Origin of the sequence: Pseudoalteromonas sp. SG43-1 (genome assembly GCF_014164415.1) — a bacterium.
GTDB lineage: Bacteria > Pseudomonadota > Gammaproteobacteria > Enterobacterales > Alteromonadaceae > Pseudoalteromonas > Pseudoalteromonas distincta.
On sequence record NZ_JACJFD010000003.1, the window covers coordinates 188,826 to 209,920 of the forward strand.

Sequence of the window (21,095 nt, forward strand, 5' to 3'; positions counted from 1 at the left end):
GGCTTTTTTTATGTCGATGTGTCGATAAGTTATATTGATTAATTATAAAAATAGCGGTTTATAATCGTTTTCTAACTTTTCAAACGACAAGTCGCCAATAAAACGACCGAAGCTCAACCAAGTTGCCAAACCGCGTAAATCTTTAAAGTGTGGTGGTACAAATTGTGGACTCTCTATTACACCTAAATCATGAAGCTGCGATATTAATCTAAAATCATCTATCGATATTTTACCTACCAGTAATAAAGGAAGTCTATCTATTCGACCAAGCTGTATTGCAACGCGTATTAAGTTATAAACCAGTACAAAGCCTTTAATGTAAGCAATATCTTTTGTAAAAGGCAAACCTGTTGGCGTACTGCCTCTAAATACACGCTGCGCAAGTGTGTAGCTGTCATCTTTTGATAAACCTTGCGCTACGTAATCACGGTAAATGTCTACAAACTCGGCGCCATCTATTACCTTTGTAACGGCTTGAATACGATTCACTAATTTAGATAAACGCCTTGGAGTTGATTTTAAAGTAATAATTTCGGTAAGGACCGCTAAGCCTTCTTGGGTAATAGTGGAGCTTGGCGTGCCTTTACTCAAACACGTTAAATAAGGCTGAGCTAAACCATTTTGAGTGGTACCGACGTGTATCCACCCTTCGTGAACTTCTAAAATATCAAGTTCGCGCTGAGAAAACTTAACATCTTGATTAAGCTTTATATTATTAGCACCTGCGGCTGCATCACTAACAATACCATCGCTAAGCATTACCTCAACGTTTATGCCTGCCATACTAGCAGTTACTTGCTCAGACAGAATACGCACTGCATCAACAGCATCAATATTTTTAGGGTCGTCAGGCAGTATGTCGGCTATAAGTAAATTTTGCAGCGGTTTATCTAGCATATTAGCTAGCTCAGAAAGTGAGGGCTCACCGGCATGAAATAAATCTTTAGGGTGACCAAATAACTCCACCGATAAGTCATGAAACTCTGGTGTGCCACGATACTCAAGCATACTTAATACTGTTTTATACTCTGTGCACATTTTTCCCATGTATTGAGCTATGGGATTTAACTGCCCCAATTGGTTAATAATGTTACGGTGCAAAGTAGAAAACGCTTGGCGTAACTCGCTAGGTACAAAACCAAGATCGCGCTGTTGATAGTATGCACGATCGATCAGTGGATTTTTTTGACATTTTTGTCTAAAAAACTCCTCTTTAGTTTGTTTATCCCAATTAATAGCATCGAGTATCCTAATAGGCGTTTGCAATGCAATTAATTGATCCGATAACTCACGAGTTTTTAGTAGTAACGCCTTGTCTATCATGGTGTAAGCTCAACAATAAATGAATTTTGAGCATAATTTAAAAAGGCCAAATTACAAAGCAATATCACATTTTTTTAGCTATTGTTTTTAAGATGATCGACCCTCATATCTATATCGTATTAGCTTTTTAATAAAAGGTATAAAACATGAAAAACGAACTCGACAATAAACAGATTTTAGCCGTATATGAACGCATAATTCAAAAAGGTGAAATGACTGATGAAGGCAAACATTATCAGGGAGTTACTGCATATTCAGACGTAGACGGTTACACCGTATATCTACAAGGTAGCGGCGTAGAACTGCGCTTTGGTTTTCATAATACTTACCACCTTGACTACGAGCATGAAAAGCATAAAGACGACTTTTTGAAAAAATTATATAACATTGCAAACGAGAGCTAATGCACCCACGAAAACTAAGACACCGCCCGACCAGTAAGCTCAATACTACTTTTATTAATCAAGTAGTAGAAGAGCTTAAAGCTAATCCAAGTAAAGTCTCTATTATTCAAGACAACCTAGAACAGTACCGTTCTCAAACTCATTTAAAGCGTGGTTTTTTACTGGCTATAGAGCGCTTTGATTGGGTATTTGAAGCAAGCAAAGATATTGATTTCATTTGCCAGCAAATTTTAGCTGATGACTACATTGGCAATAGACTAAGACGTTACCCCCTACTTTTTAAAGGCGTTATTAATAATGCCTAACCTTTCAATACCAAGCGCTTTAAAGCGATAAAACCACAAAGTTTACTCTCCATATAAATTTATTAGAGCACTAAGCAATTGCAGGTTTAGTGTTCTTTTGTATCAAAATAATACTATTAGTACTCTAACTATTATTGTTCTAATGGTTTTTTGACATTTTATTCATTTATTGCTGTAAACAAATCATTACTATTATTAAATTTAAAAATTAAATTCTCAAGCTACTGTTTTAAATAAAATTAAACAAATAAAAACCACATCTTCTTTGTCCTATTAATTGCTCTTTTATTAATGATTAATCTACATTTTGGCATCTAGGTATTTACTTCAGCCTTGAATTGTTAGAGCTATTACCTTAAGCTTATGTTTATTGAACGTTCAATTAATAAAAATTATGCCTAAAGTCGGAATGGAACCTGTCAGACGTCAGCAGCTAATTGACGCAACTATAGAGTCAGTTGCTACTAAGGGACTACAAGGCACAACTATAAACAGCATTAGTAAAAATGCAGGTTTGTCGTCAGGTATCATTAGTCATTATTTTAATGGTAAGCAGGGGTTAATTGAAGCCACGGTTAGATACTTACTAACAAGCTTAAAGCAAGGCTTAATAAGTAAAGTAAATCATCAAACCACTGCCATTGAGCGTTTAATGTTTATTATCGAAGCCAACTTTGCGCTTGTACAACAGCGTAATGATACAACCCGAACGTGGTTAAGTTTTTGGGCGCAATCGATGCATGATGAAGAATTACACAGACTACAAAACGTAAACAGTAAACGCTTGCAAAGTAATTTAGCATTTTCTTTTAAGCAATTAATGCCTATTGAGCAAGCAAATCAAGCTGCAGAACTTAGCGCCGCAATGATCGATGGCCTATGGTTAAGAGCAGTACTGAGTAAATCAGACAATAATCAGTTTAAACACAGTGAAAAGTTAGCAAAGAGCTATGTACTTTCACTTATCAAGCAATATGGAGCCTAGCGTGACTACACCTGTCTATCAAAATTTTATTAACGGCCATTTTCTTGCAAACCAGAGCGGCAAAACATTTGATGTAACAAACCCAGCAACGGGTGAGGTTATTTACGCAGTAGAAATTGCCGACGAATTTATTCAAAACGCAGCCATTGCCAGTGCAAAGCAAGGTTTTGCACAGTGGTCAGCAATGACACCTATTGAACGTAGTCGTATTTTATTAAAAGCAGTGGCTATTTTACGCGAGCGCAATGATGAGCTAGCACTTGTAGAAGTACTCGACACCGGCAAACCAATGCAAGAAGCTAATTGTGTTGATATTGAAACCGGCGCTGATGTAATTGAATACTTTGCAGGCCTTGCGCCAGCACAAGTAGGCCAACAACAAATAGTTGGTGATGACTTTTACTACACACGTAAAGAGCCATTAGGTATCTGTGCGGGTATAGGTGCATGGAACTACCCACTACAAATTGCATGTTGGAAGTCGGGCCCTGCCCTTGCTGCTGGTAATGCATTTATATTTAAACCATCTGAAGAAACACCACTTGGCGCTATTAAACTTGCAGAAGTGTTTGTTGAAGCTGGTGTACCTGCAGGTGTGTTTAATGTTGTTCAAGGCGCAGGCGATGTAGGCCAGTGGCTAACGCAGCATAGCGATATTGATAAAGTATCGTTTACGGGTGAAGTAGGCACAGGTAAAAAAGTAGTAGCGAGTGCTGCCGGTACGTTAAAAGATGTCACGATGGAACTTGGTGGTAAATCTCCACTATTAGTATTTGATGATGCCAACATAGAGCAAGCGGTTAGCGCTGCTATGTTAGGTAACTTTTATACGCAAGGCGAAATTTGTACTAACTGTACACGTATTTACGTTCATAAAAATGTATATCAGCAGTTTATTGATGAACTTAAAGCGCGCACTGAGAAAAACATTATTGCTGGCGACCCACAAGATTTAAATACAAACTTTGGCGCACTTATCTCTAAAAAGCACCAAGAACTAGTAATGAGCTACGTTAATAAAGGCATCGAAGAAGGTGCAACGCTATTAACTGGTGGTACAACGCTTTCACCTGAATCTGCACCTAATGGCTATTTTGTAGCACCAACTGTGTTCATTGATTGCAACGACGATATGACAATCGTTAAAGAAGAAATATTTGGCCCTGTAATGAGCGTGCTTGTTTTTGACGACGAAGACGATGTTATTGCACGCGCTAACGCAACCCACCTAGGCTTGGCCGCAGGCGTATTTACTAGCGATATTAAACGTGCGCACCGCGTTATCCATAAGTTACAAGCCGGTATTTGTTGGATTAATGCATACGGTAACTCACCTGCTGAAATGCCTGTTGGCGGTTATAAGCAATCGGGTATTGGCCGTGAAAATGGTATACAAACTCTTGATCAATACACGCAAACTAAGTCTATTTATGTTGGTATGGCCGACATAGAAAGCCCATTTTAAGGCGCCCTACTATGAGTAATCATTACGACTATATTATTGTTGGCGCGGGTTCGGCGGGTTGTGTTTTAGCCAACCGTTTATCTGAAGATTCAAGTAACCGCGTGTTACTACTTGAAACTGGCGGTAGCGATAAAAGTATCTTTATAAAAATGCCAACCGCGTTATCTATTCCTATGAATAGTGACAAATACGCATGGCAGTTTCATACGCAGCCTGAGCCTCATTTAGATAACCGTGAAATGCATTGCCCACGAGGCAAAGTATTAGGCGGCTCGTCATCTATTAATGGCATGGTGTATGTACGCGGTCACGCAAAAGATTTTGACGAATGGCAGCAACACGGTGCAAACGGCTGGGATTACCAATCGTGTTTACCGTATTTTCAAAAGGCAGAAAGCTTTTACCTTGGTGAAAATACTTACCGTGGTGGCAAAGGCCCGCTTGGCGTTAATAACGGCAACGAAATGAAAAACCCGCTTTACCGCACCTTTATCAAAGCAGGTGTACAAGCCGGTTACGCTTCTACAGATGATTATAACGCGTCGCAGCAAGAGGGTTTTGGCCCAATGCACATGACCGTAAAAGACGGCGTGCGCAGCTCTGCTTCGCGTGAGTATTTAGACCCTGTTAAATCGCGTAGTAATTTAACGATTATTACAGGTGCACTAGCACAACGCGTGATTTTAGATGGCAAGAAAGCTACTGGCATCGAATACAAAGTAAATGGCGACGTTAAAACTGCATATGCTGCAAAAGACGTTGTATTAAGTGCAGGCCCAATCGGCTCTCCACATATTTTACAACTCTCTGGTATTGGTGACACACAAGCGCTTGAAAAAGCAGGCGTTGAAGTACAGCATCATCTACCAGGTGTAGGTCAAAACTTACAAGATCATCTTGAGTTTTACTTTCAATACAAGTGTAAGCAACCTATCACGCTTAACGGCAAACTAGGCATTGTTTCAAAAGGGTTGATTGGTGCGCGCTGGTTATTAACGCGTTCGGGTTTAGGTGCAACGAATCATTTTGAATCGTGTGCGTTTATTCGCTCAAAACCAGGTGTTGAATGGCCAGATATTCAATATCACTTTTTACCAGCGGCTATGCGTTACGATGGTAGAAGTGCATTTGCAGGTCATGGTTTTCAGGTACATGTTGGTCATAACAAACCAAAAAGTCGCGGTAGTGTCACTATTGCTTCTGCGAACCCTGAGCAACCACCAACCATTTTATTTAATTACCTTGAACACCAAGACGATATTGAAGGCTTTAGAGCGTGCGTTCGCTTAACACGCGACATAATCGAACAAAGTGCCTTTGATGAATACCGCGATGAAGAAATTCAACCAGGTAAACATATTCAAACAGATGAAGAAATAGATGCCTTTGTACGCCAAGCCGTAGAAAGTGCCTACCACCCTTCTTGCTCATGCAAAATGGGTGAAGATGATATGGCCGTTGTTAATTCAAATACGCAAGTACATGGTATTGAAGGACTACGTGTTGTTGACTCATCTATATTCCCAACAGTTCCTAACGGAAACTTGAATGCGCCTACTATTATGGTTGCCGAAAAAGCAGCTGACATAATTTTAGGTAAAGAACCATTACAGAAATCGGATGTGAATGTTGCCATAACAACAAACTGGCAAGAAACACAACGTAGTACGGAGATCTAACTTTAGCCACATGCTTAGGTTTAGTCTCGTCGGGCTAAACCAATGCGTGCCTTGCAGTGGCACACGATGTAAATAGGTTACGTTGTGTTAATGCGAGAATAAAACAATAAAATACGGAGTGCTTATGAATTATTTTTATTCATTACTGGAGGGTAACAATGACTATTTGGCTTAATGCAGGCATCATTTTTACCTTACTTGCTATTATCACTATTTTAATTAAATGGGGTAATGTTCGCGTAGTAGGTGTAACACCAGTTCGAACCTTTACCTTTATAGCAATACTATTTACTTCTGGCCTAGATGTTGGCCTTATTATGTTTCCTTTAACTGAGTTTGCAGGTTATGCAGACATAAAAGCAAGCCCAGAATACGCGTTTGCAAATCCACTGGCTATTGAGTTTGGCTACTGGGGATTTTTGATCTGGGGATTTTACTTTCTTACGTGCTTTTATTTCTGTGTAATAGAACCTAAAGTGAAATTTTTCGAAATTCCTTGGGTTAAATTTATCAATAACGTTGTAATTATTGGTACATGTGCATTTACCGCTTATTTGCTGCTTACAAACCTACCGTGGTATTTACCCGAATTAGGTGATGGAACAAGTATAGTTTCTGAGTTTTACTTAATTGTGTTTGCTGCTATCTGTTTTGCTGTGTACTCAAGTACTGATATTAAATATGTACGTATTTTAAGTATTTCTACTACGTGGTTATTCTTAGCTTTAATCGCCTTTATGTGGACTGGCGCATTTGTGATAGGTGATGGTCAAATGTCAGCATTTACAGATAACTTAGGTTCTATTGGTACTTACTTTGCAAACATTAATGAATTTGTTTTACCGCTTAATGATTACCATGAGTTTTACTTATTCTGGTGGTTTGCGTGGAGCATAATGATTGGTCAATTTACATCACGCTTTGTTGGTGGACTTAAAACATACCAAGTATTAGCTGCAATGTTGATTTTCCCTTCTATTCCTATTGCGATTTGGTTTAGCGTACTTTATCACTACCATGAAGCGGGCATCCCAACTCAAGGTATTAAAAACTTCGCTATGGTATTTGTAGGTATTGTATTTGTAATTAACTCACTTGATTCGTTAGTGCGTTTATATACAGATAACCTAAACTTTACCGTAAAGCGTTTTGGCAAAATGAAATACATAATCGGAAATGTTGTTGCTCTATCATTACTTACACTATTGTTTAAATTAGAATTTTTACAAATTCAGTGGGTAGGCGCATTAGTTATCGGCTTGTTCTTTATCTGTGCAGCCTTTATTGGTTACAGTAAATTTAAAACAGTAACGAATATAGATAGCTCACCAAAAGCAAACGCAATTGATTACACAAAAATAGACACAGTACACTAGGGATTAATAATGAATAACAAACTAAAACAACTTGTAGTAGCACTACCATTTGCACTTTTATCAACAACTGCAGCAGCTGATTGGTCAACAACAATCACTGCAGCGTCTGACTACACTTTTAATGGTGTAACACAGACCGATAGCGACCCTGCAATTCAAGGCAGCTTAGATTATGCCTTTGATAGTGGTGTTTACGCTGGTGTTTGGGCCTCAAACGTAGATTTTGGTGACGACACTGATTTTGAGCTTGATGCTTACTTAGGTAAATATGCACAACTTGATGAGCAATTCAGCGTTGATTACGGTATCGCTTATTACACTTATCAAGGTAATAACAGTGACGGTAACTACGCTGAAGCTTACACTAAGTTTGGTTATGCAAGTGAATACGGCCAAACTGAGCTTAACTTTTGGTATAGCTGGGATTACTTTGGAACAGGTGCGGGTCATGTAATTTCAATGGTTGCTCACACTTATGAACTAGCTCCAAATCACGCACTACGTGCAAGTTTTGATATTTCAAACTCACTTGATGGTGAAAAGTGGGCTTGGGATACAAACCAGAAAAAATCGTACAAGCACTACCGCCTAGCTTATCAAACAAGCTACGAAGGTTTTGGTATTGAAGTGGCTGCTGAAAACACTAGCTTAGATTACGATTATGCTGATGAGCGTATTGTACTTGCTGTTTCACGCACATTTGATCTTTAATACATTAATTACTGATTAAACAAAAAATGCCACTCTATTTAGAGTGGCATTTTTATTTGTAAAATAACTAACTAACTATCTAACTGACTAACTAACTAACCTAACTAACTAACAATATCCCACGCACTTGTACCCGATGCAGAAAGATTGCTGGTGTTATTACGTAATACTTTATTGCCTACATTAACTGATGACTCAGGACGGCTCACTAAATACCCCTGAACTGAACTCACACCCATTTTTTTAACAAGCTCAAACTGCCCTATTTCTTCAACGCCTTCAGCTACAATTTTAAGGCCCAGCTTTTGTCCAAGCTCACTAATTGTATTTAATATATCGTTATATTTTTGGCTTTTATTGGCTTGAGCTATGAACGAGCGATCAATTTTAATAACATCAATTGGTAAATCCGCTAATGTACTCAACGAGCTAAAACCTGTACCAAAGTCATCAATTGCAATAGTGATGCCTTCTTCTCTTAATCTACTTAGCTCTTTGATTATTCTAGGACTGGCTTGAATAAATGTTGATTCGGTAATTTCTAGCATTAAAGACGTCGCCGGTAAGCCGGTTTTTTTTAGCTTCTTCATTATCCAATCATAAATATCACGGTGCTTTAACTGAATGCCCGAAACGTTAACTGATATTTTAACTTTGCGCATACCTGCATTATGCCATGCAGCCATTTGCCGACACGATTCAAGCATAATCCAATCGCCAAGCTCTAAAATTAAATTCGACTCTTCTGCTATTGGAATAAATTCTGAAGGTGGGATCATACCTTCAACTGGATGGTCCCACCGGGTAAGTGCTTCAAAATAATCAATCATACAATCTTCAACATGTACAATTGGCTGAAAAGACAAGTAAAAATCTTTACACGCGAGCGCTAAACGCAATTCTTCGAGTAAATAATGGTAACGGCGCATTTTGTTACCCATTTCTGGCGAGTAAACTTTAAATATTCCCTTACCATCACTCTTAGCTCTGTACATAGCAACATCAGCTAATTGTAAAAGTGCTTGTGGGGTTGACGCACTTTCTGGGTAAGCAGCAATACCAATACTAGCACTAATTTTTACTATTTTATTGCCAAGCACAAAGTCTTTTTCAAGCTCACTTAACACGTGCTTCGCAATGTCAACAACTCTGTCGCTATCATCAAGTAGTTCTATAAATATGGAGAATTCATCTCCACCTAATCTTGATAAGTTTTGCTCTAATTGATTAGCGCTATTAATATTACTTAACTTATGGTGACGTAAAACATTTGCAAGTCGACTGGCCACTTGAACTAATATTTCATCACCAAAACTGTGGCCAAACGAATCATTTACTTGTTTAAAGCCATCCAAGTCGATAAATAGAAGCGCACATTTGAGATCTTCCTGATTAGCATGATTTATTTGTCTGTCTATGTGTTCAATATATGCATGGCGGTCAATTAACAGCGTCAGTTTATCTTGACAAATACTTGTTTGAGTTTGTTTTACATAATTAACTACGTGTGAATTTAAGCTATTTATAGATTGACTTAAGCTGCTTACACCTAATGGGTTCTCTGCCGGTTTAACTTGTAAATTAAATGCAGTAAGTAAGCTATTGGCTTGGCGGTTGAGCTCCGCTATTTGATTTTTATAATGACGTTTTCTACGTTCTCTACGTAAGTAGATACCTGAGCCAAATATCAATATACATAAAAGTAAAAAGTTCATGGGTGATGAGAGCGTCATCATGATTAACTTATTAGAATCAGCGGCTACAAATTGGGTATCAGTGGTTTTAATAAGTAAAAAATCAGCTGTTGGCTGCTCAATTATATAATGGCCATTTAAAATGGGATTATACCAAGGAGCCATATCAAGGGAGGTATTCGTGATCTCGAAACTTCGTATATCAATATTAGTCTGAAATAGATTTATACGGTTGATCTGATTAGTTAACTCTATGTTTATGCAGAAACAAAATAGAACTATGATTAAGAAAATAAAACCGAGCGGCTTAAGTTTATTCATAAAAAAAATCCATCTATTTTGCTTCTCCTATCAAACCTATTACCAAAAGCGGATTATATCGCTTGCATTTAGTACTACGCAAGCATTGATATAATCCTAAGCCATTAGAATAACAAAAAATTGTAACGATAATGGATTAACTAACTATATCTACATATAGTATAGATGGGATTAATAAAAATAAACAAAAACGTTTCAATTGTTTAAAATTTAATACATGCGGTATATAAACTTTGTCGTTTTTTCTGCCGCATTAATCTATGCCTCACCACTACAGCTTTAAGTACTTATATTTACTCAACCTTAATCGCATTTGCTCCGCTGTCGTACATCATTTAAAAATTATTCTTGCGCATTATGCATTGCTACTCAAACTAGTAGGAATTATCGCTAATAAAATTATTATTAATATTTAAAGCTGCCATGCATAGCTAACTTTTGTAAATAAGGTACGTTGATCTCGCTCAATATTTTTAAGAGAATCGTCTTGGTAACCTCTATCTGAGTAACCCAAATAAAACAGTGTTTGCGCATTAATTTTATATGAGTAAACAAGCTGACTACCGTAGTCTTTGTTAATTTGGCTAACTTGATAAAAGTAGGCATTTTCGTCTCTATCAATATCTTCAAATTGTAAAATAAGCTTAAGAATTGAACGCATACTAAATTTATAATGAAGCCTAAAATCAACTAAGTTAGCTGTAAATACACGCTCCCCTTGTGGGTTATCTAATTGGCTGTAGTTATGTTTTACATCGAGCTGCCAATGGTCGTTAATGTCCCACACCATTTGGGTTTGGGTGTCAAACGCATCGCCTAATTGCTCATTTGCATAATCAATGCGGCTAGCGTATTCAACATATAATGATAACTTTAAATCTTTAGTGGGTTTAAAGCCCGTATAAATGTAACCAATATTTTGATTATAAAAATTGTCATTATAATTTTCATAACGGTGTACTAAACCAATTTCAAAAATAGATTGTTTTTGACCTTTAAAACTCAAAAAGCCTTCGTATTCTTCTTCAAGTAAGTCGCCATTTTGTGCCCACGTTTTATCCCAGTCAGCTTCGTATGACCACGAGGTAAGTAAATCAGACTCATCTCTGTACCATGTTTGTCCGCCACCAAAGCCTACTTTTTCATAATCGACTTTAGCTTGATAACCTAAATCAGTGCGGTAGTCCTGCCCAATATTTTCATAAGATGCAAATAATTTGTAATCACGTTTATCGCGGGTAAGTTCTAGAGCATAAGCTTCATCTGATTGAGTTTCAGATAAGTTATAGTTTTGAATTAAAAATTCAGAGTTACGAGTATCAGCAGATGACACTTGATACAAAAGAGTATCCGATTGATTAAACCAGTAGCTACCATCCACTGATAATACAGTGTTGTGATAGTCATCACTTTCTCTGTGCGTGCTTGAAATACCAATAGTACCTTGCTGACCTAAGTCATATTGATAACGCCCTGCGGCTGCATTCGTTTTTTCGTTTAAGCTTGCGAAGCCAGAGCCCTGATTCGTTGGCAGTAAAATATTACTATTGTCGTCATCAGCTAGCATTAGCGCATAACTATGATCACCCGTTTTACCCGTCAGCTTTGCACCTAAAGTAGGCTCTGCAATTGTACGTGTGTATAAAAGCTCAAATAAGCTACTTTTAAAGTAAGAAGCACCATCTAAAAAGAAAGGACGTTTTTCAGCGTAATAAATTGAGAAGGTTGTATTTACATCAAGCTCTAAAGAGTCAGTTTCTACTTGCGAAAAATCAGGATTAATTGTCGCGTTTAAAACAGCATCTTTTGTTAAACCCCAGCGTAAATCTAAGCCCACTTCAGTATCTATATCACCCTTATCCCAATCACCTGGCAACGCAGATTTATTATCGTTACGCAGTGTGGTTAATGTAGGTGTTAATTGGATATTTTTACTTGATTCAATGTCACTAAAGCCAACTAACTTATCAAACTGGCAAAGGCTGCATTTCACATTTCTATCAAACCCCATATTTGATAGCTGATATAGCACATCACGTTGATAGTTTCTCATTACAGAAAAACCCCACGTTAGCTCATTTTTATTTTCAGGAAAACGCAATGCTTTAAAAGGAATACGCATTTCAACAACATAACCTTTGTCGTTAATTTGTCCTGCGCTATCCCAAATAGCATTCCATGAGGTATCAGAGCTCCAGCCATCGGTGTCGGTCATTCGTATATCGCCTTGCGCACCCAGCGGGTTCACATGGAATTCATAACCACTGCGTTCATCATTAAATGTATCAATAACAAGAATAACGACGTCGTCTTCCCATAGCGTATCCCGGTCACGAAGTGATGCACGAATTTGCGTAGGGTCTGGGTCTTGTGCAACATAGGCAACATATAAGTTAGTGCCATCTTCGTAAATAAAGGCATCAGTTTTTACAGGAGGAGTGCCTTTTTCGTTAGGCTCATCTTGGTAGAGTAAAGATATACGTGTTGCATTTTGCCAGTGCGCCTCATCCATAACACCATCAACGGTGATATTTAAATCAATACGGGACAAGGATACTTGCTGTTTTTTAGCCGCTACATCAAGGCTTGAAAGTAATAAAGCAAAACTTAAAAATAGGAAGGTAAACTTTTTTATTATAGTTATAAAGTACTGCATAAACATCCATTTAGACTGTAATTACTCATAAGGAGCAACTTAAGCTGAGGATTGTAATTTATCCAGGTACATTTGTTAATACTTTGAAATGAAAAATTAACTATTTAATGATAAAGGAGTAACTAATTGTTATGTATTATGTTTCGAGTAGTTTAAGCTTATCGTCTATGCCATTCCATACATCAGCGTCCTCTGGTGCAGGTTTAACCTCTGTAATGCGCGGCCAGACCAGTGCAAGTTCAGCATTTAATTCAGTAAACTCTTTTTGAGACTCTGGTAGCTCATCTTCTTGGTATATCGCATCAGCTGAACACTCAGGGACACATAAGCCACAATCAATACAATCAATCGGGCTAATTGCTAAAAAATTAGGGCCTTCAAAAAATGCATCTGCTGGGCACACTGATACGCAATCGGTGTACTTACATTTTATACAATTTTCGGTGACAACAAACGCCATACTATTTTAATACCTAAGATTTTGAACAACAGTTGTGGATCATACCCATCCACCCCAAAAATACAATAAATAAGTGCCATATCAGGCTATTTTAACGTAAAATGCGCGCCTAATGTTTGCACACTCGTTGTGTCCTGCATCCCCTTATTGTGAGCGGTAATAATACCCCGCTATGACACCTAAAAGAGATATAAATGATACGTTTAACCGAAATTAAGCTGCCACTTGATCATGACGAAGACGCAATTGGTCAAGCAATTGTAAATAAACTAAAAATCCTACCTGAACAATTGCACAGTTTTAATGTGTTTAAACGTGGTTATGATGCACGTAAAAAATCAGCTATTTTACTTATTTATACACTCGATATAGAAGTTGATAACGAAGCCGAGCTACTCGCAGCATTTGAAAAAGACCAACATGTAAAAGTAGCACCAGACACAAGTTATAAATTTGTAGCCCAAGCTAACAATAATATCAAAGAGCGCCCTGTCGTGATTGGTTTTGGTCCTTGTGGTTTATTTGCGGGCTTATTACTTGCTCAAATGGGCTTTAAACCCATTATATTAGAGCGCGGTAAAGAAGTACGTGAACGTACAAAAGACACGTTTGGCTTTTGGCGTAAACGCACACTTAATACAGAATCAAATGTACAATTTGGTGAAGGTGGCGCAGGTACTTTCTCAGACGGTAAGTTATACAGCCAAGTAAAAGATCCAAAGCATTATGGCCGAAAAGTCATTACTGAATTTGTAGAAGCAGGCGCACCCGATGAAATTTTATACGTAAGTAAGCCACACATTGGTACGTTTAAACTTGTCACCATGATTGAAAAAATGCGCGCTCGTATAATAGAGCTTGGCGGCGAAATTCGCTTTAGCACACGTGTTGACGATATTCATTTAGACGACGGGCAAGTAACAGGTTTAACGCTTTCAAATGGCGAGCAACTAAACACTCGACATGTTGTATTAGCCGTTGGCCATAGCGCACGTGACACGTTTGATATGATCCATAAAAAAGGGATTTATGTTGAAGCAAAGCCATTCTCAGTCGGTTTTAGAATCGAACATAAACAATCAATGATCGATGAATGTCGTTTTGGCACAAATGCAGGAAACCCAATTTTAGGCTCTGCCGATTATAAACTTGTTCATCACTGCGACAATGGCCGCACGGTTTACAGCTTTTGTATGTGCCCAGGTGGCACAGTAGTCGCGGCAACCTCTGAAGAAGGCCGTGTTGTTACCAATGGTATGAGTCAATATTCACGAAGTGAGCGCAACGCTAACAGCGCTATTGTGGTAGGTATATCACCAGAGCAAGATTTCCCTGGTAATCCACTTGCCGGAATAGACTTACAACGCAAACTTGAAGAGCAAGCGTATGAGCTTGGTGGTAGCAACTACGATGCACCAGCACAGTTAATTGGAGATTTCTTAAAAGGTAAATCATCTGCAGACTTAGGTGAAGTACAACCCTCTTACACACCTGGTATTAAGTTAACTGACTTGAGTAAAGTGTTACCACAATTTGCAATTGATGCCCTTCGCGAAGCGATACCAGCGTTTAATAAACAAATTCGTGGCTTTTCAACTAACGACGGTTTATTAACCGGTGTGGAAACACGTACTTCGTCGCCTATTAGTATTAAGCGTGATAAAACATTCCAAAGTATTAACACCAAAGGGCTTTACCCTGCTGGTGAAGGCGCAGGTTACGCTGGCGGTATTTTATCAGCGGGTATTGATGGTATTAAAGCAGCTGAAGCAGTCGCACTGTCTATGTTAGAAAGCGCTTAAACCTCTTTTTTAAGCTGTTTATCGAAAAGCCTCACTTTGTGAGGTTTTTTTGTGCTAAATGTATAGAAAATAATAACAACTCAAGCACCTCAACAATGATCAAAACATTTACCTTTTCGTTGCTTAGTGTATTAGCAATTTTTAACGCTAAAGCACAAGAGCTAAAAACCATCGATGAAATCCACAGTGCATATAAAAATAATTCTATTAATGCACAGCAACTCACCCAAAATTATATAGACCGAATTAATAAACTTAACCCACAATACAATGCAGTTATTAGTATTGAGCCTACAGCGATTGCTCAAGCTAAAACGTTAGATGAACTTGCCGCCAAAGGCACTTGGACAGGTCCATTACACGGAATACCTGTACTTCTTAAAGATAATATAGAAACAAAAGGCACACTTCCCACAACGGCTGGCTCTTTAGCACTTAAAAATAACGTTACTAATAATGATGCTTTTGTTGTTAAACAACTACGTAATGCGGGCGCTATAATTTTAGGTAAAGCTAATTTAAGTGAATGGGCAAATTTTCGTTCATCCTATTCATCTTCAGGCTGGAGTGCCGTAGGCGGACAAACACATAATGCGCACGATGTAACACGTAACCCATGTGGTTCTAGCGCAGGTTCTGCTGTTGCAGTAGCACTTAACTTTGCGCCCATAGCATTAGGGACTGAAACAGACGGTTCAATTACGTGCCCTGCCTCAGTAAATGGAGTTTATGCAATAAAACCGAGTATGGGCCAAGTATCACGCTCAGGTGTTGTGCCTCTTTCTAGTAGTCAAGACTCAGTAGGGCCGATGGCGCATTCACTTAAAGATGCATTGCTGGTTTTATCAGTTTTGCAAGGTGAAGACTCCCTTGATGCAACAACTACAGGGTTTAAATTAAATACAGGTAATCTAAAATCAAAATCGTCACTTATTATTGGTGCACTGCCTAGCGACAAATTTACAGTTGAAACGCAGCGCCTTTATGCCAAGCAGTTACAAGCATTAAAACAGGCTGGGCACACTGTTATTAATGTAGATATTACTGATAACTTAGATACGCTATTTGTTGATGAATACTATATTTTACTTTACGACTTTAAAGCCGAAATTAATCATTATCTTGCAATCACTCCCGCACAAGTAGCTGTTAAAAGCCTAAAAGCACTTATTAATTTTAATATTCAAAATAAAAATACAGAAATGCCCCACTTTGAGCAAGACATCCTAGTTCAATCTCAGGCTATTGATTTAACTAACAAACAAAAATACCAAGAGACTAAAGAACGCTATCGCACTTTAGCAACGACAGCCATTGTTAATGTATATAAAAACAACAAGCTTGATATTGTTATAGCGCCTACAGTATCACCCGCCTGGAAGACAGACTTAGTTAATGGTGATAATTTTAATGGTAGTAGTAGTTCGTTATCTGCTATTGCAGGCACAACGCACATAACTCTGCCGGTAGGCAAAGTAAGTGGTTTACCAGTTGGTTTGTCCATAATAGCAAATAAAGAGGGCGAGCAAGCGGCTTATTTATACGCAAATATTATTGATGAGGTGTTATCATCAGGCACAAAAAAACCTGAGTAAACTCAGGTTTTTTTTAACTAAACGGCGTTAACTATGACTTTTTAAGTGACAGTTTTTCGCCTTTTAAGCTTTTACGAACGCTTGAAATACGTGAACGATTTACTGCTCTCGCTTCACCGGTTGCTTGTCCTGATAACTTGTTAGAACGTGTACGGCGTAAATGCGCTGGTTTTTTACCAATTTTATCAATTAGTACTTCACGGTTACTTACTTCGTAACCTTCTAAATATACACGTTTGATTTTTTGACCGATTAACGTTTCAATTTCAAACAAAGTGTTTTCTTCTTCGCGGCTAACAAATGAGATTGCTTGACCTTGGCGACCAGCACGACCTGTACGGCCAATACGGTGAACGTAATCTTCTGCAAGCCATGGTAAATCAATATTAATTACACGAGGTAAGCCATCAATATCAATACCACGAGCAGCCACTTCTGTAGCCACTAATACACGTACTTTGCCTTCTTTAAACTCACGTAAAGCACGACGACGGTTACCTTGAGATTTGTCACCGTGGCAAACGCCTGCCGGAATACCATCAAGGTTAAGCTCTTTAACAAGCTCATCAGCCGTTTCTTTCATGTTTACGAATACAAGCACTTGTTGCCAGTTTTTCTTACCAATCAATTCAGAAAGTAGCTCTTGCTTACGACGCTCTTCAACAGGATAAACAACATGCTCAACAGTACTTGCTGTACTGTTAGTTTGATCAACACGCACTATTTCAGCTTGTTTTAATACTTTAGATGCAAACTGTTTAATTGCTGCAGGGAATGTAGCTGAGAAAAGTAAAATCTGGCGCTCTTCTGCACAGCTTTTAATCACGTTTTGCATGTCTTCAATAAAGCCCATATCAAGCATACGGTCAGCTTCATCAAGAACAAGGTGCTTAACACTTGCAAGGCTTAAGTTACCTAAACGAATATGATCAAATAAACGACCTGGGGTTGCAACAACAATATCAACACCTTCTTTTAAAGCGTTTGCTTGGCCGGCGGTACTAACACCACCAAATAAACTAACAACTTTAAGTGATGTATGCTTTGCAAAATCTCTAAAATTATTTGCAATTTGTTCTGCAAGTTCACGCGTTGGAGCAAGTACTAACGCATGAGGTGCATTCGTTGTGCTGAGTTCAGACTCAACCAATTTTTGGATGATAGGTAAAGCAAACGCGGCAGTTTTGCCGGTACCAGTTTGTGCACTGGCTAAAACGTCTTTACCTTTACGAACAGCAGGGATTGCTGCGCGCTGAATGGGCGTAAGAGTGTGATAGTTAAGTTCGTCCAACGCCTGGATGATTTCAGGAGCGAAACTAAAAGATTTAAAATTCATGCTGTATAACCTACGGCCACATTATCAAGGGTCGCAAATTATACAGCAAAAACGAGTCAACAGTTAGCTTTAAACTGGATTAAAAGCTAAAAATTAGTTTGTTAAGTCATTAAAATATTGATTATCAACTCAAGAAAGCGTTAATACCTCATTTTGTTTTAATAACTGTGCTTTACCACCGACAACTTCACGTTCGTTAAGCTCATTTATTAATGGCAAACCTACTTTTTGTTGCTCATCACTAAGCGGTAAATACGGTAATCTAAATACTGGATTTACTGCACCTGTCATCATCATCGCAGTGTTAATAGCAATAGGGTTTGGCTCACAGAACAACCAGCTCATTAATGGTTGTAATGACGTATTTAACTCATCATTTTTAGTATCCATTAATTGGCGAAACAACCCAGGAATAAGGTTAGAAGTAACCGAAATAACACCGTGAGCTTTGTGTACATGACGAGCGTCGTGTGATTCATCGTCGTTACCAGACCAACACGCAATGCCTTGCTGCTCATACTGTGCAATACGCTCATTGCCGCCACATTCTTTAATACCTATTAGGTTCGAGTGCTGTGCTAATGGTTCAATAATATCAGGTGTTAGGTCTTGACCTGTGCGACCGGCTACGTTGTAAATAAAGGCAGGTCCAATATCAAGTACGCGTTTAAAGTGCTCTTTAACACCCGCGATTGACGTACGTCCGTAATATGGGTTAATTTGCAGTGCTGCATCCATACCGCTGGCAAAGCCATATTTAGTTGCTTTAATCGCTTCACGGGTGTTGTTACTACCGGTATTACCAACAATAACCAGTTTGTCACCATACTTGTTTGCACTGTGCGCTATAAGCATTAAATGCTCTTCCCAGTTCATTAACTGGCCTTCGCCTGTTGTGCCACCGACTACAATGCCATCAACGCCCGCTGCAATTTGTATTTCAACGAGTTCATCGTACTTTGCGAGATCAATTTCACCGTTTGCTAAATATGGCGTTTTAATAGCTGTAATAAGGCTTGCTTGTTTAATTTTCTCTAGGGTGCGCATAAAAATTCATTATTTATAAAACTTGCGCTATTTGTAACATACTTGCCGGTATTTTTGGAGGTATAAGCGCACATTTAATTGTAAAATCGCTTGTGTTATTGAGTTTGGTAATACAAAATGAATAACTGTATATATAAACAGTATTTTATTTTTAACGATACCAGAGGCTTTATGCGTTTATCTGACTACTTAGCAACTCATTTTTATAACACCGATGAACTGTGCCAAGCATTAAACATAGATGCAGATACACTTTTAGCTTGGCAAGAGCGAAGTGTGTTCCCCAAACCAAGTTACTGTATTAAAAGTCAACTTAGCTGCAGCTCCTATTCGGGTTTGTATGAATGCGAAGAATATGACGACTATTATCCGCGCGGCTGTGTTAATTGGGGGCAAGGTCTTTTAAAACAAAAAATAGAATCATCAAGCCATGCTTTTAATTATTTTGCGCAGCAATATACTGCAAGCCTAACTAAACTCGCTCAGCAAGGATTTACATTTAGCGAAGAGCTATTTGGCTGTGAAATAGACGAGCACTTACAGCAAGTTTGGCAACAGTTTTTATGCAGTAAATATGGCGTACTTACTCAAAATGGATTAATAGACGAAATAGTCTCGGTAGACATTGGCAGGCTATTAGTTGACGACATTACAGAACTGCGCAGTAAAGGGAGTTTAAACCAAGAAGAAAGAGCGCTACTACACCCCGCCATGAAGCTTTTAAACAAAGCGTTAGGGCATGGCGCCGATCATGAAAAACAACACACATTACGCACCCGCTATATAGATGCACTTATTTTAAAATACGATTTATCTATTAAATAGTTTTGCATTAGTCTAATTATTTTAGGATTATTTGACGAAAAACAAGAGCTGTTAACTTAATTGTTACGCAAAAAATAATTTAAAGGCACTGACTCAATGACAATCAAAACACAAATAAGTGTAATTTCTGCTGTCATCACTATCCTATCTTTTAATACACTAGCTAAAGCTAACCACGAAATAGTAAATGACGACATAATAAAAATGCAGCGTGCAGCGCTTGCTAAAAACACCGCTAATAAAGGTTTTGGGCCACAATCTCCACGCAATATTGATAATTATAAAGGCGAAAACACGGCAGTTTTCTCTCATGCCCCAACTTCATCAAATATGAACTTATGTAATATACACTTTCATAAAAATGCTGAACATGCCGGTGGCGAATTTAGCAAATACGCAGGAAATGGTAATGGAAAAGGTTTTCAAAGTGGCTACTTATATTCAGGCTCTTTAACTAAAAGTGAAAGTAAACCAGCAAAAATTGAAATTTGTCCGAGCGATCACGGCGCGCTTTTAGTAGGCGATACCATTGAGGTTCATAACGTTCATACGTCAGCAATTGTAAAACCAGGCCCTACCTTGGGGAGTTGTTTAAGTGATTCGATTAAAAATCCGCAACTACGTGTTGAAGCTCAAGTATATGTATTAGTAAACGATGCTAACGCACTTGATTTTGCTCAAATAAGCGCCGTGTCATCTGTTAATGGTTACTATCAAGCTATTGCTACACCTACAAATACGGGTAAACCTGTTGTCTATAGTGGTTCAACTACTGGCCCGAGTTACAACGAAGCAGGCTCTCCTTTTCAAGTAACATGGTCAGTTAAACCAAAAGTAGCAAAGGTTGATATAAACAGTGTTGGTAAATGGTGTGAAAGTAACGCCTTTGATGAAGATCATGCCCACGGCGTACGAAATCTCGTAATAAATCCTGCACTACTCTCTAAAATCAAATAATTAAAATTTAGCCAAATAAAAACAACCCACTAATTAGCTGTCTCTTATACACAAATCCCTGCTAAGAAATTAGCGGGGATTTTTTTGAACTAAATCTCAATGTCATGATCAGATCTTCAAATCTTGTTTGAGGGCACATTATGATTAACGAACA

Annotated in this window: 17 protein-coding genes; 11 read left to right on the forward strand and 6 right to left on the reverse strand. The window is 38.3% G+C overall.

Annotated features, from left to right (window positions below):
- Positions 1–42: 42 nt before the first annotated feature.
- The gene (locus H5159_RS04760) at positions 43–1,323 is read right to left on the reverse strand and encodes a flavohemoglobin expression-modulating QEGLA motif protein (protein WP_002958615.1); all 1,281 of its coding nucleotides are present in this window, start codon (positions 1,321–1,323) and stop codon (positions 43–45) included.
- A 146-nt stretch (positions 1,324–1,469) separates the two neighbouring features.
- Here H5159_RS04760 and H5159_RS04765 point away from each other — a divergent pair, with 146 nt between their 5' ends.
- The 7 genes from H5159_RS04765 to H5159_RS04795 all read left to right on the forward strand — a co-directional run bounded on the left by H5159_RS04765 (position 1,470) and on the right by H5159_RS04795 (position 8,248).
- Positions 1,470–1,727 (forward strand): DUF3081 domain-containing protein, encoded by a 258-nt coding sequence (locus H5159_RS04765; RefSeq protein WP_008169639.1) that lies wholly within the window; start codon positions 1,470–1,472, stop codon positions 1,725–1,727.
- A complete protein-coding gene (locus tag H5159_RS04770) occupies positions 1,727–2,032 on the forward strand; it encodes a hypothetical protein (RefSeq protein ID WP_002958617.1) in 306 nt (101 codons plus the stop codon). The genes H5159_RS04765 and H5159_RS04770 overlap by 1 nt, the downstream gene beginning before the upstream one ends.
- Positions 2,033–2,441: 409 nt before the next feature.
- Positions 2,442–3,017 carry a transcriptional regulator BetI gene (gene betI / locus H5159_RS04775; protein ID WP_002958618.1) on the forward strand — a complete coding sequence of 192 codons (576 nt, stop codon included), beginning with the start codon at positions 2,442–2,444 and terminating at the stop codon, positions 3,015–3,017.
- 1 nt (position 3,018) lies between these two features.
- On the forward strand, positions 3,019–4,482 hold the full coding sequence (betB, locus tag H5159_RS04780) for a betaine-aldehyde dehydrogenase (protein WP_182716608.1): 1,464 nt from the start codon (positions 3,019–3,021) through the stop codon (positions 4,480–4,482).
- Positions 4,483–4,493: 11 nt separating this feature from the next.
- The gene (betA, locus tag H5159_RS04785; protein ID WP_182720909.1) at positions 4,494–6,161 is read left to right on the forward strand and encodes a choline dehydrogenase; all 1,668 of its coding nucleotides are present in this window, start codon (positions 4,494–4,496) and stop codon (positions 6,159–6,161) included.
- A gap of 158 nt (positions 6,162–6,319) precedes the next feature.
- Positions 6,320–7,537 carry a BCCT family transporter gene (locus tag H5159_RS04790; protein WP_182724772.1) on the forward strand — a complete coding sequence of 406 codons (1,218 nt, stop codon included), beginning with the start codon at positions 6,320–6,322 and terminating at the stop codon, positions 7,535–7,537.
- Positions 7,538–7,546: 9 nt separating this feature from the next.
- The gene (locus H5159_RS04795) at positions 7,547–8,248 is read left to right on the forward strand and encodes a TorF family putative porin (protein WP_182779820.1); all 702 of its coding nucleotides are present in this window, start codon (positions 7,547–7,549) and stop codon (positions 8,246–8,248) included.
- Between the two features lie 104 nt (positions 8,249–8,352).
- On the opposite strand, the gene H5159_RS04800 is transcribed toward H5159_RS04795, so the two are convergent.
- The 3 genes from H5159_RS04800 to fdxA form a co-directional block, all read right to left on the reverse strand.
- A complete protein-coding gene (locus tag H5159_RS04800; protein WP_409072602.1) occupies positions 8,353–10,107 on the reverse strand; it encodes a putative bifunctional diguanylate cyclase/phosphodiesterase in 1,755 nt (584 codons plus the stop codon).
- Positions 10,108–10,675: 568 nt separating this feature from the next.
- Positions 10,676–12,919 carry a carbohydrate binding family 9 domain-containing protein gene (locus H5159_RS04805; RefSeq protein WP_182779822.1) on the reverse strand — a complete coding sequence of 748 codons (2,244 nt, stop codon included), beginning with the start codon at positions 12,917–12,919 and terminating at the stop codon, positions 10,676–10,678.
- A gap of 136 nt (positions 12,920–13,055) precedes the next feature.
- Positions 13,056–13,379: a ferredoxin FdxA gene (gene fdxA / locus H5159_RS04810; protein ID WP_002958626.1), complete on the reverse strand. Its 324-nt coding sequence runs from the start codon at positions 13,377–13,379 to the stop codon at positions 13,056–13,058.
- A gap of 194 nt (positions 13,380–13,573) precedes the next feature.
- Between fdxA and H5159_RS04815 the strand changes: the two genes are divergently transcribed.
- Together H5159_RS04815 and H5159_RS04820 are read left to right on the forward strand one after the other, a co-directional pair.
- On the forward strand, positions 13,574–15,181 hold the full coding sequence (locus tag H5159_RS04815; protein ID WP_182720906.1) for an NAD(P)/FAD-dependent oxidoreductase: 1,608 nt from the start codon (positions 13,574–13,576) through the stop codon (positions 15,179–15,181).
- A 95-nt stretch (positions 15,182–15,276) separates the two neighbouring features.
- Positions 15,277–16,776, forward strand: coding sequence for an amidase family protein (locus H5159_RS04820; protein ID WP_182725381.1), 1,500 nt, complete (start codon positions 15,277–15,279; stop codon positions 16,774–16,776).
- A gap of 31 nt (positions 16,777–16,807) precedes the next feature.
- Here the strand turns inward: H5159_RS04820 and H5159_RS04825 are convergent, their stop codons facing one another.
- Complete coding sequence (locus tag H5159_RS04825) at positions 16,808–18,112, reverse strand: DEAD/DEAH box helicase (RefSeq protein ID WP_002958629.1); 1,305 nt, start codon at positions 18,110–18,112, stop codon at positions 16,808–16,810.
- Positions 18,113–18,241: 129 nt separating this feature from the next.
- A complete protein-coding gene (gene dapA, locus H5159_RS04830; protein WP_182725380.1) occupies positions 18,242–19,159 on the reverse strand; it encodes a 4-hydroxy-tetrahydrodipicolinate synthase in 918 nt (305 codons plus the stop codon).
- 171 nt (positions 19,160–19,330) lie between these two features.
- On the opposite strand from dapA, the gene H5159_RS04835 reads away from it, so the two are divergent.
- A complete protein-coding gene (locus H5159_RS04835; protein WP_182725383.1) occupies positions 19,331–19,984 on the forward strand; it encodes a DUF6058 family natural product biosynthesis protein in 654 nt (217 codons plus the stop codon).
- 96 nt (positions 19,985–20,080) lie between these two features.
- The gene (locus H5159_RS04840; protein ID WP_182779823.1) at positions 20,081–20,941 is read left to right on the forward strand and encodes a delta-class carbonic anhydrase; all 861 of its coding nucleotides are present in this window, start codon (positions 20,081–20,083) and stop codon (positions 20,939–20,941) included.
- The last annotated feature ends 154 nt before the right edge of the window (positions 20,942–21,095 follow it).

What these genes read in the sequence shown, in the direction of transcription:
- H5159_RS04760 (WP_002958615.1), bottom strand. Translation starts at nt 1,323, where the DNA reads ATGATAGACAAGGCGTTACTACTAAAAACTCGTGAGTTATCGGATCAA.
- H5159_RS04765 (WP_008169639.1), top strand. Translation starts at nt 1,470, where the DNA reads ATGAAAAACGAACTCGACAATAAACAGATTTTAGCCGTATATGAACGC.
- H5159_RS04770 (WP_002958617.1), top strand. Translation starts at nt 1,727, where the DNA reads ATGCACCCACGAAAACTAAGACACCGCCCGACCAGTAAGCTCAATACT.
- betI (WP_002958618.1), top strand. Translation starts at nt 2,442, where the DNA reads ATGGAACCTGTCAGACGTCAGCAGCTAATTGACGCAACTATAGAGTCA.
- betA (WP_182720909.1), top strand. Translation starts at nt 4,494, where the DNA reads ATGAGTAATCATTACGACTATATTATTGTTGGCGCGGGTTCGGCGGGT.
- H5159_RS04790 (WP_182724772.1), top strand. Translation starts at nt 6,320, where the DNA reads ATGACTATTTGGCTTAATGCAGGCATCATTTTTACCTTACTTGCTATT.
- H5159_RS04795 (WP_182779820.1), top strand. Translation starts at nt 7,547, where the DNA reads ATGAATAACAAACTAAAACAACTTGTAGTAGCACTACCATTTGCACTT.
- H5159_RS04800 (WP_409072602.1), bottom strand. Translation starts at nt 10,107, where the DNA reads ATGGCTCCTTGGTATAATCCCATTTTAAATGGCCATTATATAATTGAG.
- H5159_RS04805 (WP_182779822.1), bottom strand. Translation starts at nt 12,919, where the DNA reads ATGCAGTACTTTATAACTATAATAAAAAAGTTTACCTTCCTATTTTTA.
- fdxA (WP_002958626.1), bottom strand. Translation starts at nt 13,379, where the DNA reads ATGGCGTTTGTTGTCACCGAAAATTGTATAAAATGTAAGTACACCGAT.
- H5159_RS04815 (WP_182720906.1), top strand. Translation starts at nt 13,574, where the DNA reads ATGATACGTTTAACCGAAATTAAGCTGCCACTTGATCATGACGAAGAC.
- H5159_RS04820 (WP_182725381.1), top strand. Translation starts at nt 15,277, where the DNA reads ATGATCAAAACATTTACCTTTTCGTTGCTTAGTGTATTAGCAATTTTT.
- H5159_RS04825 (WP_002958629.1), bottom strand. Translation starts at nt 18,112, where the DNA reads ATGAATTTTAAATCTTTTAGTTTCGCTCCTGAAATCATCCAGGCGTTG.
- dapA (WP_182725380.1), bottom strand. Translation starts at nt 19,159, where the DNA reads ATGCGCACCCTAGAGAAAATTAAACAAGCAAGCCTTATTACAGCTATT.
- H5159_RS04835 (WP_182725383.1), top strand. Translation starts at nt 19,331, where the DNA reads ATGCGTTTATCTGACTACTTAGCAACTCATTTTTATAACACCGATGAA.
- H5159_RS04840 (WP_182779823.1), top strand. Translation starts at nt 20,081, where the DNA reads ATGACAATCAAAACACAAATAAGTGTAATTTCTGCTGTCATCACTATC.